Source organism: Streptomyces sp. NBC_01429 (genome assembly GCF_036231945.1).
Taxonomy (GTDB): Bacteria; Actinomycetota; Actinomycetes; order Streptomycetales; family Streptomycetaceae; genus Streptomyces.
Genome location: NZ_CP109599.1, coordinates 6041175 through 6055801, shown reverse-complemented (window position 1 = coordinate 6055801; position 14627 = coordinate 6041175). Strand labels below are relative to the sequence as shown.

The window sequence follows — 14627 nt, the reverse complement described above, 5'->3', positions numbered from 1 at the left end:
ACACCGTTCTCCCTGACCGGTGTTCAGCGCACCGGATGCCCCGCCAGCCGCAGGGCGTCCTTGACCTCGGAGATCCGCAGATCGCCGAAGTGGAAGACGGACGCGGCGAGTACGGCGTCGGCACCGGCCTCGACGGCCGGGGCGAAGTGCTCAAGACGGCCCGCGCCGCCGGACGCGATGACGGGCACGGTGACGTGCTTGCGGACGTTTCCGATCATGACGGTGTCGTAGCCGTCCTTCGTGCCGTCCGCGTCCATCGAGTTGAGCAGGATCTCCCCCGCCCCCAGCTCGGCGGCCCGGTGCGCCCACTCGACCGCGTCGATGCCGGTGCCCCGGCGCCCGCCGTGCGTGGTGACCTCGAAGGACCCGTCCGGGGTCCGCCGGGCGTCCACCGACAGCACCAGCACCTGGCTGCCGAACCGCTCCGAGATCTCCCGGATGAGGTCGGGCCTGGCGATCGCGGCGGTGTTGACACCCACCTTGTCCGCACCGGCCCGCAGCAGTTTGTCGACGTCGTCGGCGGTACGGACGCCACCGCCGACCGTGAGCGGGATGAAGACCTGCTCGGCGGTGCGGCGCACCACGTCGTAGGTGGTCTCGCGGTCGCCGGACGAGGCGGTGATGTCGAGGAACGTCAGCTCGTCGGCGCCCTCGGCGTCGTACAGCCTGGCCATCTCGACGGGGTCGCCCGCGTCGCGCAGGTTCTGGAAGTTGACGCCCTTGACCACGCGGCCCCGGTCCACGTCCAGGCAGGGAATGACCCGTACGGCCAGCGTCATGCGCCACCTCCGGGGCCCCGGTACGCCTCGACCTCGACCTCGACGACCAGGCTCGGGTCGATGAGTCCGGCGACGACGACCATCGAGGCGGCCGGGCGGGCCGTGTCGAACAGTTCCTTGTGGGCGCGGCCGACCTCGTCGGCGTCCCGGACATGGGTCAGGTACATGCGGGTGCGCACCACGTCCCCGGCTCCGAGCCCCAGCTCCCCCAGCGCCTTCAGGGCGACGCCGAACGCGGTGACGGCCTGCTCGTAGGGACCGCCCTCGGCGATGCGGCCGTCGACCACCGACGTACAGCCGGACACCAGGACCAGACCGTTCGGGAGTTCCACCGCGCGGGAGTAGCCGAAGGACTCCTCCCAGGGGCCGCCGGAGGAGATCTTCCGTACCCGCCGCACGGAGTCCTCACTCATCCGGACACCGCCGCCAGCGCCTCTTCCAGCGTGAACGCCTTCGCGTACAGCGCCTTGCCGACGATCGCGCCCTCGACGCCCTCGGGCACCAGGCCGGCGATCGCCCGCAGGTCGTCCAGCGAGGAGACCCCGCCGGAGGCGACCACGGGCTTGTCGGTGGCGGCGCAGACGTTCTTCAGCAGCTCCAGGTTGGGGCCCTGGAGGGTGCCGTCCTTGGCGATGTCGGTGACGACGTAGCGCGCGCAGCCCTCGGCGTCGAGCCGGGCCAGGGTCTCGTAGAGGTCGCCGCCGTCGCGGGTCCAGCCGCGGCCGCGCAGCGTCGTACCGCGTACGTCGAGGCCGACGGCGATCTTGTCGCCGTGCTGCGCGATGATCTTCGCGACCCACTCGGGGGTCTCCAGCGCGGCCGTACCGAGGTTGACCCGGGTGCAGCCGGTGGCGAGGGCGGCGGCGAGCGTGTCGTCGTCGCGGATGCCGCCGGACAGCTCGACCTTGATGTCCATGGCGGCGGCGACCTCGGCGATCAGCGCGCGGTTGTCACCGGTGCCGAACGCCGCGTCGAGGTCGACCAGATGCAGCCACTCGGCGCCGGAGCGCTGCCAGGCGAGGGCGGCTTCGAGAGGGGAGCCGTACGAGGTCTCCGAGCCGGACTCGCCGTGGACGAGCCGTACGGCCTGGCCGTCCCGGACGTCGACGGCGGGGAGCAGTTCGAGGGCCGGCACATCGAGCTTCGGCACAGAAGGCATTCAGAGGGTTCCGATCCAGTTGGTCAGCAGCTGGGCGCCGGCGTCGCCGGACTTCTCGGGGTGGAACTGGGTGGCCCACAGGGCGCCGTTCTCCACGGCGGCGACGAACGGCTCGCCGTGCGTGGCCCAGGTGACCCGGGGGGCGCGGATCTTGGGGTTGGTGACCTCAAGGCCCCATTCCCGCACGGCGTACGAGTGCACGAAGTAGAAGCGGGCGTCGGCGTCGAGTCCGGCGAACAGGTCGCTGTCCGCGGGCGCCTCGACCGTGTTCCACCCCATGTGGGGGACGACCGGGGCCTTGAGCGGCTCGACCGTACCGGGCCACTCGTCCAGGCCCTCGCTCTCCACGCCGTGCTCGATGCCGCGCTCGAAGAGGATCTGCATCCCGACGCAGATCCCCATCACGGGACGGCCGCCGGCCAGCCTGCGGCCGATGATCCACTCACCGCGGGCCTCCTTCAGCCCCGTCATGCAGGCGGAGAAGGCGCCGACACCGGGGACGAGGAGCCCGTCGGCGTTCATCGCCCGGTCGAAGTCGCGGGTGATCTCGACCTCGGCGCCGGCCCTGGCGAGGGCGCGCTCGGCGGAGCGGACATTGCCGAATCCGTAGTCGAAGACCACGACGTTCTTCCGCGTCACCGCGCTCATTCCCAGATCCCCTGAATACGGAGCGCACCGGCGACGAGACAGAGCGCCGAGCACAGGCCCAGCAGCACGATCACGCCTTTGGGCAGCTTCTGCTTGTGGAAGGAGTACGCCCCGCCCGCCAGGAACAGCCCGACGAAGATCAGGATCGTCGACAGCCCGGTCACAGGGCACCCTTCGTGGAAGGAAGGATGCCGGCGGCGCGCGGGTCGCGCTCGGAGGCGTACCGCAGCGCGCGGGCGAGGGCCTTGAACTGGCACTCCACGATGTGGTGCGCGTTGCGCCCGTACGGGACGTGGACGTGCAGCGCGATCTGGGCCTGGGCGACGAAGGACTCCAGGATGTGCCGGGTCATCGTCGTGTCGTACTCGCCGATCATCGGCGCCATGTTCTCGGGCTCGGTGTGGACGAGGTACGGGCGCCCCGACAGGTCCACCGTCACCTGGGCCAGCGACTCGTCCAGCGGCACCGTGCAGTTGCCGAAGCGGTAGATGCCCACCTTGTCGCCGAGCGCCTGCTTGAAGGCGGCGCCGATGGCGAGGGCCGTGTCCTCGATGGTGTGGTGCGAGTCGATGTGCAGATCGCCCTCGGTCTTCACCGTGAGGTCGAACAGGCCGTGCCGGCCGAGCTGGTCGAGCATGTGGTCGTAGAAGCCGACCCCGGTCGACACGTCGACCTTTCCGCTGCCGTCGAGGTCGATCTCGACGACGACGGATGTCTCCTTGGTTGTGCGTTCCACGCGGCCGATGCGGCTCATGCGCTCTGCTCCTTCTTGAGATCACGTACCGCGTCGAGGAACGCGTCGTTCTCGGACGGGGTTCCCGCGGTGACCCGCAGCCAGCCCGGTACGCCGTTGTCGCGGACGAGGACACCCCGGTCGAGGATCCGCCGCCACACCGCGTGGGAGTCCTCGAAGAGGCCGAACTGGACGAAGTTCGCGTCCGAGTCGGTGACCTCGTAACCGAGGGCGCGCAATTCGGTGACCAGCCGGTCCCGCTCGGCCTTGAGCGTCTCGACGTACCCGAGCAGCGTATCGGTGTACTCCAGCGCGGCGAGCGCGGTGGCCTGGGTGACGGCGGACAGGTGGTACGGCAGCCGCACCAGCTGGACGGCGTCCACCACGGCGGGGTGCGCGGCCAGATAGCCGAGCCGCAGCCCGGCGGCCCCGAACGCCTTGGACATCGTGCGGGAGACGACCAGGTGGGGCCGGCCCTCGATGAGCGGCAGCAGGGAGGGGCGGTGACTGAACTCGACGTACGCCTCGTCCACGACGACCAGCGACGGCCGGGCCGCCTGGGCGGCCTCGTACAGCGCGAGGACGGCGTCGGCGCCGACGGCGGTGCCGGTGGGGTTGTTGGGCGAGGTGATGAAGACGACCTCGGGCCGGTGCGCGGCGATCGCCTCGCGCGCGGCCGCCACGTCGATGGTGAAGTCCGCGTTGCGCGGCCCCGAGATCCAGCCGGTGCCCGTGCCGCGCGCGATGAGGCCGTGCATCGAGTAGGAGGGCTCGAAGCCGATCGCCGTACGGCCGGGGCCGCCGAAGGTCTGGAGGAGCTGCTGGATGACCTCGTTGGAGCCGTTGGCGGCCCAGACTTCGGCCACCGTCAGCGGGTGGTTCCCGGTACGGCTGAGATAGCGGGCCAGTTCGGTGCGCAGCTCCACCGCGTCCCGGTCCGGGTAGCGGTTGAGGGTCCGCGCGGCCTCGCGGACCCGCTCGGCGATCCGCTCGACCAGCGGCTCGGGCAGCGGGTAGGGGTTCTCGTTGGTGTTGAGCTGTACGGGGACGTCCAGCTGGGGGGCGCCGTAGGGGGACTTGCCGCGCAGCTCGTCCCGTACGGGCAGGTCGTCGATACCGAACGTCACTTTCCGGGCACCTTCCACTGGAACCTCGCCTTGATCGCCGCGCCGTGCGCGGGCAGGTCCTCGGCCTCCGCGAGCGTCACCACGTGGTGGGCGACCTCCGCGAGCGCGTCCTCGGTGTAGTCCACGATGTGGATGCCGCGCAGGAACGACTGGACCGAGAGCCCCGAGGAGTGGCAGGCACAACCGCCGGTGGGCAGGACGTGGTTGGAGCCGGCGCAGTAGTCGCCGAGGGAGACGGGGGCGTACGGGCCGACGAAGACGGCGCCCGCGTTGCGCACACGGCCGGCGACGGCGGTGGCGTCCGCGGTCTGGATCTCCAGGTGTTCGGCGCCGTACGCGTTGACGATCCGCAGGCCGTCCTCGACGGAGTCGACCAGCACGATGGCCGACTGCCGGCCGGAGAGCGCCGGGACCACCCGGTCCTCGATGTGCTTGGTCGCCGCGGTCTGCGGCTCCAGCTCCTTGTCGACCGCGTCGGCCAGCCGCACCGAGTCGGTGACGAGGACGGCGGCGGCGAGCGGGTCGTGCTCGGCCTGGCTGATCAGGTCCGCCGCGACGTGCACCGGGTCGGCGGTGTCGTCCGCGAGGATCGCGATCTCGGTGGGGCCGGCCTCGGCGTCGATGCCGATCCGGCCGGTGAAGTACCGCTTGGCGGCGGCGACCCAGATGTTGCCGGGGCCTGTGACCATGTTCACGGGCGCGCAGCCGTCGGGGCCCGTCGTCCCGTACGCGAACATCGCGACGGCCGAGGCGCCGCCCGCCGCGTACACCTCGTCGATGCCGAGCAGCGCGCACGCGGCCAGGATGGTGGGGTGCGGCAGGCCGTCGAAGTCCTTCTGCGCGGGCGAGGCCAGCGCGATCGACTCGACGCCCGCCTCCTGCGCCGGTACCACGTTCATGATCACGGAAGAGGGGTAGACGGACCGCCCGCCGGGCGCGTACAGCCCGACCCGCTCGACCGGCACCCACTTCTCGGTGACCGAGCCGCCCGGCACCACCTGGGTGGTGTGCGTGGAGCGGCGCTGGGCGCGGTGCACCAGCCTGGCGCGGCGGATCGACTCCTCCAGCGCGGCCCGTACGGCGGGGTCCAGCGCCTCCAGGGCGGCGGTGAGCGCGGCGCCCGGGACACGCACCCGCGCCAGCTCCACACCGTCGAACTCGGCCGCGGCCTCGATCAGCGCCGCCGTGCCCCTGTGCCGTACGTCCTCGCAGAGCGGCCGCACCTTCTCCAGGGCGGCTTCCACGTCGAATTCGGCTCGGGGCAGCAGGTCACGCAGGGCTCCGCCCTCGGGAAGGGGTTCGCCGCGCAGATCGATTCGTGAGATCACGGGGTCAATTCTCGCAGACCGGACCGGGCCGCCGGACGCCTGTATCACTGGCTGATACATAACGCCACCAGCGCCGCACACCATCAGTGTCACTCATTGTGTTCAGTACGCCACGGAGAGGGAACAACGTTTGTACGGAGCAACTGCCCGCAGTTGTACGGACCGGCTGTCATCAGTTGTTCGGACCATCTGTACGCACACGGGGAAGCGGAGGCGCGGCCGTGACCGAGCCGCAGTACGACGAATCTCCCGACTGGCTCAGCGCGGCGGAACTCGGCATGTGGCAGTCGTTCCGCAACGGCAGTACGTACGACCTGAGCACTTCGGACCCCCTGCTCAACGACCCCTTCGCGCCGCGCCCCTGGGGCACGGAGCGCAGCGTGCGCGCCCGGGTGGTCGCCCTGCTGCTGCTCAGCGGCCCCACGGCGCTGCCCGGCAGAGTGGCGGCGCTCAAGCTGTGCGGTGTGCAGATCACCGGGACGCTCAACCTCGCGGGCGGCACGATCGCGCCGTATGTGGAGCTGACCTACTGCCGCTTCGAGAACGAGGTGGTGCTGCCCGAGTCGCACTTCACCACGTTACGCATGGTGAGCTGTGCGATCCCCCGGCTGGAGGCCGCCCGGCTGCACACCGAGGGAGATCTCCATCTGCCCCGCTGCCGGGTCGACCGGGGCATCCGGCTGACGGACGCCCAGATCGGCACGGATCTGCTGATCAGCGAGATCGACGTACGGCCGGACCGGACCGGCCGCGCGATCGCGGCCGACGGGCTGGTCGTCGCGCAGGATCTCCAGGCCGATCAGATCGAGACATACGGCGAGGTGAGTCTGCGGGGCGCGAAGATCGGGGTGTCGCTGAGTCTGCGCGGCAGCCGGCTGCGCGCGGCGGAGGAGCGGCGCGCGCTCAACGCGCCTCAGCTGACGGTCGAGCGCTCGCTGCACATGACCGGCGCGTGGGTGAACGACGACGCCGGCCACCACGGCATCACACCCCCGCACGGCATCGGGGCCGGGTCAGCGGCCCTGCTCGGCGCCCGGCTCCAGCGCTTCGAGTGCCGGGGCGGGGTGCGGCTGGACGACGGCCGGTTCGGGGACGCGGTCGACGTCGACCAGGCGCGGTTCTTCCTGACCGCCGCGGAGGAGCTGTCGCTGCGCCGGATCGTCACCCCCGAGCTGCGCTTCACCTGCGACCACATCGAGGACGGCCGGGTGGTGCTGAGCGGCGCGCGGATCGTCACCCTGATCGACATGTCGACGAGCTGGCCGGGCCCCGGCGGTCTGGGCATGGGCGGCTTCACCTACGAGAACCTCGTCCCGTTCGGCCACTTCCCGCTCATCCGGCGCCTGGAGTGGCTGGCGGCGGCGACGCCGGAGTACTCCCCCGAGCCGTACGAACGGCTGGCGCAGGTCCTGCGGCAGAGCGGCGAGGACGCGGACGCCCGCGAGGTGCTCCTCGCCAAGCACCGCCGCCGCCGCGAGACGCTGTCGCTGGCCGGGAAGGTCTGGGGCTACATCCAGGACTGGACGGTGGCGTACGGCTACCGTCCGGGGCGGGCGGCGCTGTGGATGGCCGTGCTGTGGGGGGCGAGCACGGTGGCCTTCGCGCGCAACGCGCCGCCGGCCCTGCGGGGCGAGGAGCACCCGGCGTGGAACCCGGCGCTCTACTCACTCGATCTGCTGATCCCCGTCATCGACTTCGGGCAGGACGGCTACTGGCTGGTGTCGGGCGGCTGGCAGTGGGCGGCGGCGGCCCTGACGGTCCTGGGCTGGATCCTGGCGACGACGGTCACGGCGGGCGCGACGAGGGCGCTGCGCCGGGGATGAGCCGGGGATGAGCCGCCCGGCGGGCGATCCACCCGCTTTCGATACGAAAGCTTCACGCTGACCCCCTGGCGCCCCGGTCCGGGCCCGCTTTCAATGGTCCGCACCATGTCTTTTCTCCGCGCCCTGATCAGCACCGCGCGCATGGTCCGGCACACCCCGCACCTCGCCGCCGGGCTGCCGCCGGACCGTGAGGTGCTGCTCGACGCGCCCGACGACCGGCTGGCGCCGGCGCTCGTCTCCGCCGCGCTCGGCGAGTACGACCGGGCGGCCAAGGTGCTCGCGGCCACCCGGGAGGCGGCCGAGTGGGAGAACCGCGACCGGTACGTCACGCGGCTGGCCGCGTTCGCCAAGAGCCGGGACGGCTGGCTGACGGAGTGGCTGCGGGCCGCGCCGCACGATCCGGACGCGGCCCTGGTCCGGGCCGAGCTGGCCGTGCACCGGGCCTGGGAGTCGCCGGCCCGCGCGGAGCGGCTGCGCGAGACGGGCCCGCTGATCGACGCGGCGGCGGACGGCGACCCGCGCGACCCGGTGCCCTGGCGCGTGGCGCTGGACCACGCGCGGGGCTCGCACGCCCCGCACTCCGCGTTCGAGGCGCTGTGGGAACAGGCCGTACAGCGCTCGTCGCACCACTACGGCTGTCATGTAGCGGCGCTCAAGTACCTCTCGGCGCACTGGTACGGCTCGCACCGCGAGTGCTTCGACTTCGCTGAGCAGGCGGCGCTGGACGCCCTGCCGGGCTCCCTGGTACAGGCGCTGCCGGCGCGGGCGGCCTTCGTCCAACTGCTCGGCGGGGAGCCGACACCGCTCCAGGCGGACCGGATCGACGCGGCGGCCGATCTGGCGATCGAGCTGTCGGCCGCCTACGGCCCGGACGACCCGTGGCCGGCGGAGGTACGCAATCTGCTGGCGTTCGTGCTGGTGGAGCGGGGGCGGTGGACGGCGGCGCTCGACCAGTTCCGGCTGATCGGGCCGTACGCCACCTCGTTCCCGTGGATCTGTCTGACCGAGGATCCGCTCGCCCGGTTCCTGGAAACGCGGGACGCGGTACGGATCCAGGTGGCCTCGGCGACGCCTTTGCGACGCCGGGCCGACCGGAGCCGGGCCCGCGGCCATTAGGCTTGACCGTTGTGACCACCGCACGCCTCCCTCTCTTCCCGCTGAACGCGGTGCTGTTCCCGGGCCTCGTCCTGCCGCTGAACGTCTACGAGGAGCGTTATCGCGCCATCATGCGCGAGCTGCTCAAGACGGACGAGTCCGAGCCGCGCCGCTTCGCCGTGGTCGCCATCCGCGACGGGCACGAAGTCGCGACGACCGCGCCGGGGATGCCGGACGGGAGCGCGCCGCCCGAGCGCGGCCCCGCGACCGGCTTCGGCCCCGATCCCCTCGCCGCCTTCCACCCGGTGGCCTGTGTCGCGGACACGGCCACCATCCGCGAACGTCCCGACGGCAGCTTCGAGGTGGTCGCCACCGGCACCACCCGGGCCCGGCTGCTGTCGGTCGACGCGAGCGGCCCGTATCTGACGGGTGAGCTGGAGGAGCTGCCCGAGGAGACGGGCGAGGGCGCCGCCACGCTCGCCGAGGGGGTGCTGCGGGCGTTCCAGAGCTATCAGAAGCGGCTGGCCGGGGCGCGGGAGCGCTCGCTGTCCAGGAGCGACGAGCTGCCGCACGAGCCCTCGGTGGTCTCGTACCTGGTGGCGGCGGCGGCCGTGCTCGACATCCCGACCCGGCAGCGGCTGCTGGAGGCGCCCGACGTCGCGGACCGGCTGCGCGCGGAGCTGAAGCTGCTGCGCGCCGAGACGGCGGTGATCCGCCATCTTCCGTCGCTGCCCGCGGTGGATCTGACCCACGCGCCGAACAGCCCCAACTGAGACCGCCCAACTGAGACCGGGAGAGAGCGGCCTTGGCGAAGAAGACCAAGAAGCAGCAGACCGGCGGAACTCCGGCGACGGTCGCGCTGACCGCCGCGGGCACGTCGTACACGCTGCACGCGTACGAGCACGACCCCGCCTCCCCCTCCTATGGCGAGGAGGCGGCCCGCGCGCTGGGCGTCCCCGCCGAGCGGGTCTTCAAGACGCTCGTCGCGGACGTCGACGGCGAACTCACCGTGGCCGTCGTCCCGGTCGCCGGCTCGCTCGACCTCAAGGCGCTGGCGGCGGCGGTCGGCGGCAAGCGCGCCACGATGGCCGACCCGGCGGCGGCGGAGCGTACGACGGGGTACGTGCGCGGCGGCATCTCACCGCTGGGCCAGCGCAAGCGGCTGCGTACGGTGGTGGACGCCTCGGCCGGCGGGCACGCGACGATCTGTGTCTCGGCGGGCCGCCGGGGCCTGGAGGTCGAACTGTCCCCGGCGGACCTGGCGTCCCTCACCGGGGCGACGCTGGCGCCGATCGGCCGGACGGCTCTTCTTTAGGAACGGCTCTTCTTCAAGAGGGGCGTGCGCCTCTCGCGCCTCTTGAAGAAGGGCCTGTTAAAAGAGCGCACGCGCGTCAGCCGCGCGGCTCGTCCCCGCCGGGCCTCCGGGGCGCCTGGGAAGCCTCGGGCATGTGGGGCGCCGGGGACGCCTGGGGTGCGGGAGGCGTGTGGGGGGTCCCGTACATCGGGGCCGGGCCCCAGTCCCACTCCGGTTCCGGGTCGCGCGGCCCGAACAGGGCCGTCAACGCCAGATGCACCACCATCGCGGCGACCGGCCACGCCAGCAGCACGCCCTTCGCGTTCAGTTCGAGCGGCGCGTCGAAGGTGACCCCCTTGCCGACCGCCCTGGCGTGCGCCACCACGTCCGACGTGGGGCCCAGCCACGCGCCGAACTTCCAGGCCAGCACCGATCCCAGGACGCCGCCCAGCGCGAGCCCGGCGACGACCGCGATCCCGCCGCGCCGCCGGAAGAGGAAGACCAGCACCGCGCTCAGCACCCCGAAGCCGAGGGCCAGCAGCAGAAACGTGCCGTCCGCCGCGATGGCCTCCTCGCCCTCCGTGTCCTTGAGGAAGACCGCCGTGTCGTCCGAGACGAGCGGGACCCGGGGCGCCAGCCACATCCACAGCAGCCCGAGCGCGAGGCCCACCAGGGCCACCGCCACCAGCACCGCCACGCCCTGGCGCAGCTCCGATTTCAGGTCGAAGTCGCTGTCCCGCTCCGCTCCGGACCCGGAGTACGGGGAGAGCCCGGGCGGCGGTGTCTGCCAGGGGTCGTCGTGCGGCGGTTGGTGGGGAGGCGTCAGCGGTGCGGTCACTGTGCCATCGTGCCAGGCCCGGCGGCGGGCCGCCTCACCGGACCGCCGCCCGCCGGTAGGCCCACGTCGCCACCGCCAGCGAACAGACGCCGACGGCCGCGCAGACACCGAGGTCGAGGGCGACCGCGGACCAGTCGGGGTGCGCGTCGAACGTACGGGCGAAAGCCTCGACGCCGTAGGTGGAGGGCAGCAGATCGCGCGCGTACCCCACCGGTCCCGGCAGCCGGTCAGCGGGCAGCACGCCCAGCAGCAGCGCCGCCGACATCCCCAGCTGCCCGAGGAGCGTGGCCAGTTCCGGGCGCGGCGCCAGCAGCCCGCACGCGGCGCCGAGACCGGCGAGGGCGGCGCCGGAGAGCGGGATGACCGCCACCAGCACCCACAGATGCGTCAGCGGCAGCTGGAACAGCACGCTGCCGGTGACGGCGGTGACCAGGGTGCCGGGCACCGTGAAGGAGGCGTACGCCCCGGCCGCGCCCAGCACCACGGCGGCGGGCGGCACGGGCAGGGTCGCGTAGTGGTCGAGCCCGCCGCTCGCGCGCAGCTGGCCGAAGTACTGGGCGAGCAGATTGAGCGCGACGAACGCCACGACGAGCACGCTGGACCCGGCGACCACCGCCCGCGCCTCGCCGCCCCCGTCGACGACCCCGCGCATCAGGATCATGATCCCGACGGACTGGAAGGTCGCCACGAAGAGCAGCGGGATCCGGGCGACCCGCGCCCGCGACAGCTGCGCGCGGTAGACGGCGGCGAGCGAGGGCAGCAGCCGCGCGCGGGGGGCGAGCGGCGCGGGGGCGCCGTCCGCCGTCCCCTGGGTGGTGTCCCGGCCGGTCCGGATTCTCCCGGAGACGGCCTCCGCGGGCACGATGCTCACCTGGCGCTGCTCCTGTTCGGTACGTTCGCTGTGGTCGGTGCGCCGCAGGCGCCGGGCAGGGAGGCGCGGGTGCGGGCCGTGACCGTCCTCGTGCTCATGGCTTCGTCCGGCCTCACGCCTTCACCAGCCCCTTCGCCCGGCCGCCCAGCGCCAGATAGACATCCTCCAGGCTCGGCGTCGCCAGCGTGAAGTCGTCCAGCGCCGCGAACGCCGCGCCGCCGGTCACCGCGGCGACCGCCGCGCGCGCCTCGTCCGGCGCGAGCCGCAGCACCCAGCGGCGCCCGGACTCCTGCGCGGATCCGCGCAGCGCAGCGACCTCGGGAACGTCGAGCGGGGCGCGCTCGCGCCACACCAGCTCCACCCGTACCTCGTTCGCGACCTCGTGCTTCAGCCCCGCCGGGGTGTCGCAGGCGATGACCTTGCCCCGTTCCAGCACGGCGACCCGGTCGAGGACGGTCTCGGCCTCGATGACGTTGTGGGTGACCAGCACCACGGTCGCGCCGTGCTCGGCGCGCCGCCGGTCCACCGCCGACCACACCGCGCGCCGCGCCACGGGGTCCATCCCGGTGGTGGGCTCGTCCAGTACGAGGACGGGCCGCTCCCCCACCAGCGTGGCCGCGAAGCACGCCAGCCGCCGCTGGCCGCCGGAGAGCTTCTTCAGGGGCCGCCCGGCGATCTCGGTCAGCCCCAGCTCCGCGAGCACCTCGTCCCGCTCCGCCCGCGCCGCCCTGAGCGTCAGCCCGCGCAGCCTGCCGGTGGTCTCGGCGGCCAGGGAGACCGTCAGCTCGTCGAGCGCGCTCGACTCCTGGCCGAGATAGCCGATGAGCCGGGCGGCGCGCTCGGGGTGGCGCACGAGATCGTGCCCGAGGAGCTGGACCTCGCCGGAATCGGGCCGCATCAGGCCGGTGAGCTGCCGTACGAGCGTGGTCTTGCCCGCTCCGTTGGGCCCGAGCAGACCGAAGATCTCGCCGCGCCGCACTTCGAGGGAGATCCCGTCGGTGGCCCGCACCGCCGGTGTCCCGGGGGCCCCTCGGCCACCGCGCGCGGCGGGGTACGTCTTCACCAGATCGCGCACCACGCACACCGTACTCACGAGCAACGACCTTACGGGTCCCCGACGTCGCGGCGGGCGGCGGGGCGGGGACCCGGCCGGGACCGGGACCGGAACCGGGTCAGGAGCCGGGAGCCGCGTTGACGTTCTCCGCCGCCGCCCGTACGTCGATCTCGCGCCAGAACCCGGCGCGGATCGCGTAGCGGTCGTGCTCGTCGATCTGGTCGTCCTTGTGGGCGAGCAGCCCGAAGCGCGCCGCGTAGCGCAGCAGTTCGCCGTCGATGCGGTGCGGTACGCGCGGATACATGACGGACAGCTTCTGCACATGGCCGCCGTCCGGGAGCCGTTCCATCCAGCGGCGGGCGAAGACCTGTCCGACCTCGAACGGGTCGCCGCCGACCGTCGTGATGTCCTCCTCGCGGTCGGCCCAGCGCTGCTCCGCGCTGGTGAGCTGCGCCAGCGTGGGCAGGGACGCCGTCTCGGGCGGCTCGCCGGCCGCGGCGGCGCCGGGGCGCTCGATCCAGCCCTTGTCGGAGGACCAGCGCAGCGTCGCGTTGGCCGGAACCCGGTCGGGCCGGACGTCGGCGGCCCGGTCGGTGCCGGGAGCGCGCAGCCCCGCCAGGTCCTTGGGCGTGGGCACGCCCTTCGTCCCGGCGGCGGAGGCGGCGGGGTGGGGTTCGGGGGCGCGCTCGGCGGCGGGCGGCGCGGCCGGGGCGGCGCGCCCCTCGGCGGCCCGTGCGTCCCGCGCGGCCCGCTCCGCGCCCTCGGCGGAGGCGGCGAGCGCGGACTCGGGCAGCGGCGCGGAGAGGATCGCCGCGATCTCGGGGCGCGGTGCGGGCGGCGGCGGACAGATCCCGCCCAGCTCCTTGGCGCGGACGGCCTTGGTGATCCAGGCCCGGTCCAGCACCCGCCGCTCGTCGGCCTCGGCGACCAGGTCCTCGGACTGGTTGTAGTCCCCGTCGGCGGCCTGGACGGCCCACAGGTGGACGGCGACGCCGTGCTCCTTGGCCGACATCAGACCGGGCAGCAGATCGCCGTCGCCCGTCACGAGCACCACGTCGGAGCAGGCCCGGTTCCTGGCCAGCTCGGTCAGCTCCGCGTGCATCGCGGCGTCGACGCCCTTCTGGGCCCAGCGCCCGTCGCTGCGGGTGAGCGCACCGAGGCGCACGGTGACCCGGGGCATGACGCGCAGCCGCCGGTGTTCGGGCTGCGGGACCCGGTCGGGGGCGCCGTCGAACCAGTAGATGCGGAGCAGCGGCTGTTCCGTGTCGGCCTCGGCCCGCTCGCGCAGGCCCTGGATGAGCGCGGCGTGGTCGACGGTGATGCGGGAACGGGCCGGTTCTCCGGCGAGGAGACTCGCGGCGGCGCCCAGCAGATAGCCGGCGTCCACCAGGACGACGCAGCGGTCCACGTGTTCCACCTTCTTTCGGGAACCTCGGGATCAGGAGGATCTGGAGAGGGGGAGTTACTGCGGGTTTCCTTCGAGTCTGCCCGACTGCCGGTGGCTAGCGGTCCGGAACTCGATCATCGGCGTGGCGTATTACCGACCGGACGGTTGACGAGGCACCACTACACACGGCAATGATCCAAAATGCGGCGTTTAATGGGCTATGTGAGTCTGAGGGCGGTCCCAGCCCCGCAGAATCACCCGCAGGAGGCATCGCCATGGCCAAGCACAAGAATCGCGATCGCGGCAATAAGCAGCATGCCCGTTCGGAGTCCGAGCGTGGTAACGAGGAATCGAAGTCCTCGTCCATGGAAGACCGTACCGAAGAGCGGCTGTCGCACATAACGCCTTCGGATGTCGCCCAGAAGGGCCGGCAGAAGCGTTTCGGTCACAACTGACGACGCTCCGGATACGCGGAAGCGGGGCGCGCCCAT

Annotated in this window: 17 protein-coding genes; 5 read left to right on the top strand and 12 right to left on the bottom strand. The window is 72.7% G+C overall.

Annotated features, from left to right (window positions below; translation table 11 throughout):
- Positions 1-23: 23 nt before the first annotated feature.
- Genes hisF through hisD form a run of 8 tightly spaced genes read right to left on the bottom strand, consistent with a single transcriptional unit; the run spans position 24 to position 5774 of the window.
- The gene (gene hisF, locus OG627_RS26655) at positions 24-779 is read right to left on the bottom strand and encodes an imidazole glycerol phosphate synthase subunit HisF (RefSeq protein ID WP_329069251.1); all 756 of its coding nucleotides are present in this window, start codon (positions 777-779) and stop codon (positions 24-26) included.
- Entirely contained in the window at positions 776-1192 is a 417-nt protein-coding gene (locus OG627_RS26650) for a RidA family protein (protein ID WP_329069249.1), read from the bottom strand. Before OG627_RS26650 ends, hisF begins: the two co-directional genes overlap by 4 nt.
- On the bottom strand, positions 1189-1914 hold the full coding sequence (gene priA, locus OG627_RS26645) for a bifunctional 1-(5-phosphoribosyl)-5-((5-phosphoribosylamino)methylideneamino)imidazole-4-carboxamide isomerase/phosphoribosylanthranilate isomerase PriA (RefSeq protein ID WP_329073016.1): 726 nt from the start codon (positions 1912-1914) through the stop codon (positions 1189-1191). The genes OG627_RS26650 and priA overlap by 4 nt, the downstream gene beginning before the upstream one ends.
- Positions 1915-1938: 24 nt before the next feature.
- A complete protein-coding gene (gene hisH / locus OG627_RS26640; protein ID WP_329069247.1) occupies positions 1939-2586 on the bottom strand; it encodes an imidazole glycerol phosphate synthase subunit HisH in 648 nt (215 codons plus the stop codon).
- Positions 2583-2750: a hypothetical protein gene (locus tag OG627_RS26635; RefSeq protein WP_329069245.1), complete on the bottom strand. Its 168-nt coding sequence runs from the start codon at positions 2748-2750 to the stop codon at positions 2583-2585. The genes hisH and OG627_RS26635 overlap by 4 nt, the downstream gene beginning before the upstream one ends.
- Positions 2747-3340: an imidazoleglycerol-phosphate dehydratase HisB gene (gene hisB / locus OG627_RS26630; protein ID WP_329069244.1), complete on the bottom strand. Its 594-nt coding sequence runs from the start codon at positions 3338-3340 to the stop codon at positions 2747-2749. Before hisB ends, OG627_RS26635 begins: the two co-directional genes overlap by 4 nt.
- Complete coding sequence (locus tag OG627_RS26625) at positions 3337-4446, bottom strand: histidinol-phosphate transaminase (protein ID WP_329069242.1); 1110 nt, start codon at positions 4444-4446, stop codon at positions 3337-3339. Before OG627_RS26625 ends, hisB begins: the two co-directional genes overlap by 4 nt.
- Positions 4443-5774, bottom strand: a complete 1332-nt coding sequence (gene hisD, locus OG627_RS26620) for a histidinol dehydrogenase (protein ID WP_329069240.1) — start codon at positions 5772-5774, stop codon at positions 4443-4445. The genes OG627_RS26625 and hisD overlap by 4 nt, the downstream gene beginning before the upstream one ends.
- 221 nt (positions 5775-5995) lie before the next feature.
- On the opposite strand from hisD, the gene OG627_RS26615 reads away from it, so the two are divergent.
- From OG627_RS26615 to ybaK, 4 genes are all read left to right on the top strand, one after another.
- A complete protein-coding gene (locus OG627_RS26615; RefSeq protein ID WP_329069238.1) occupies positions 5996-7597 on the top strand; it encodes an oxidoreductase in 1602 nt (533 codons plus the stop codon).
- 93 nt (positions 7598-7690) lie between these two features.
- On the top strand, positions 7691-8713 hold the full coding sequence (locus OG627_RS26610) for a hypothetical protein (protein ID WP_329069236.1): 1023 nt from the start codon (positions 7691-7693) through the stop codon (positions 8711-8713).
- Between the two features lie 11 nt (positions 8714-8724).
- Positions 8725-9465, top strand: a complete 741-nt coding sequence (locus OG627_RS26605) for an LON peptidase substrate-binding domain-containing protein (protein WP_329069234.1) — start codon at positions 8725-8727, stop codon at positions 9463-9465.
- Between the two features lie 32 nt (positions 9466-9497).
- Positions 9498-10007 carry a Cys-tRNA(Pro) deacylase gene (gene ybaK, locus OG627_RS26600; RefSeq protein WP_329069232.1) on the top strand — a complete coding sequence of 170 codons (510 nt, stop codon included), beginning with the start codon at positions 9498-9500 and terminating at the stop codon, positions 10005-10007.
- Between the two features lie 76 nt (positions 10008-10083).
- Here the strand turns inward: ybaK and OG627_RS26595 are convergent, their stop codons facing one another.
- The 4 genes from OG627_RS26595 to OG627_RS26580 all read right to left on the bottom strand — a co-directional run bounded on the left by OG627_RS26595 (position 10084) and on the right by OG627_RS26580 (position 14166).
- Complete coding sequence (locus OG627_RS26595) at positions 10084-10824, bottom strand: ABC transporter permease (RefSeq protein WP_329069229.1); 741 nt, start codon at positions 10822-10824, stop codon at positions 10084-10086.
- 34 nt (positions 10825-10858) lie between these two features.
- A complete protein-coding gene (locus OG627_RS26590; protein WP_329069227.1) occupies positions 10859-11695 on the bottom strand; it encodes an ABC transporter permease in 837 nt (278 codons plus the stop codon).
- Between the two features lie 112 nt (positions 11696-11807).
- On the bottom strand, positions 11808-12779 hold the full coding sequence (locus OG627_RS26585; RefSeq protein WP_329073014.1) for an ABC transporter ATP-binding protein: 972 nt from the start codon (positions 12777-12779) through the stop codon (positions 11808-11810).
- 88 nt (positions 12780-12867) lie between these two features.
- Positions 12868-14166 carry an NYN domain-containing protein gene (locus OG627_RS26580; RefSeq protein WP_329069225.1) on the bottom strand — a complete coding sequence of 433 codons (1299 nt, stop codon included), beginning with the start codon at positions 14164-14166 and terminating at the stop codon, positions 12868-12870.
- Positions 14167-14411: 245 nt separating this feature from the next.
- On the opposite strand from OG627_RS26580, the gene OG627_RS26575 reads away from it, so the two are divergent.
- The gene (locus OG627_RS26575) at positions 14412-14591 is read left to right on the top strand and encodes a hypothetical protein (RefSeq protein WP_329069223.1); all 180 of its coding nucleotides are present in this window, start codon (positions 14412-14414) and stop codon (positions 14589-14591) included.
- The last annotated feature ends 36 nt before the right edge of the window (positions 14592-14627 follow it).

What these genes read in the sequence shown, in the direction of transcription:
- hisF (WP_329069251.1), bottom strand. Translation starts at nt 779, where the DNA reads ATGACGCTGGCCGTACGGGTCATTCCCTGCCTGGACGTGGACCGGGGC.
- OG627_RS26650 (WP_329069249.1), bottom strand. Translation starts at nt 1,192, where the DNA reads ATGAGTGAGGACTCCGTGCGGCGGGTACGGAAGATCTCCTCCGGCGGC.
- hisH (WP_329069247.1), bottom strand. Translation starts at nt 2,586, where the DNA reads ATGAGCGCGGTGACGCGGAAGAACGTCGTGGTCTTCGACTACGGATTC.
- hisB (WP_329069244.1), bottom strand. Translation starts at nt 3,340, where the DNA reads ATGAGCCGCATCGGCCGCGTGGAACGCACAACCAAGGAGACATCCGTC.
- OG627_RS26610 (WP_329069236.1), top strand. Translation starts at nt 7,691, where the DNA reads ATGGTCCGCACCATGTCTTTTCTCCGCGCCCTGATCAGCACCGCGCGC.
- OG627_RS26575 (WP_329069223.1), top strand. Translation starts at nt 14,412, where the DNA reads ATGGCCAAGCACAAGAATCGCGATCGCGGCAATAAGCAGCATGCCCGT.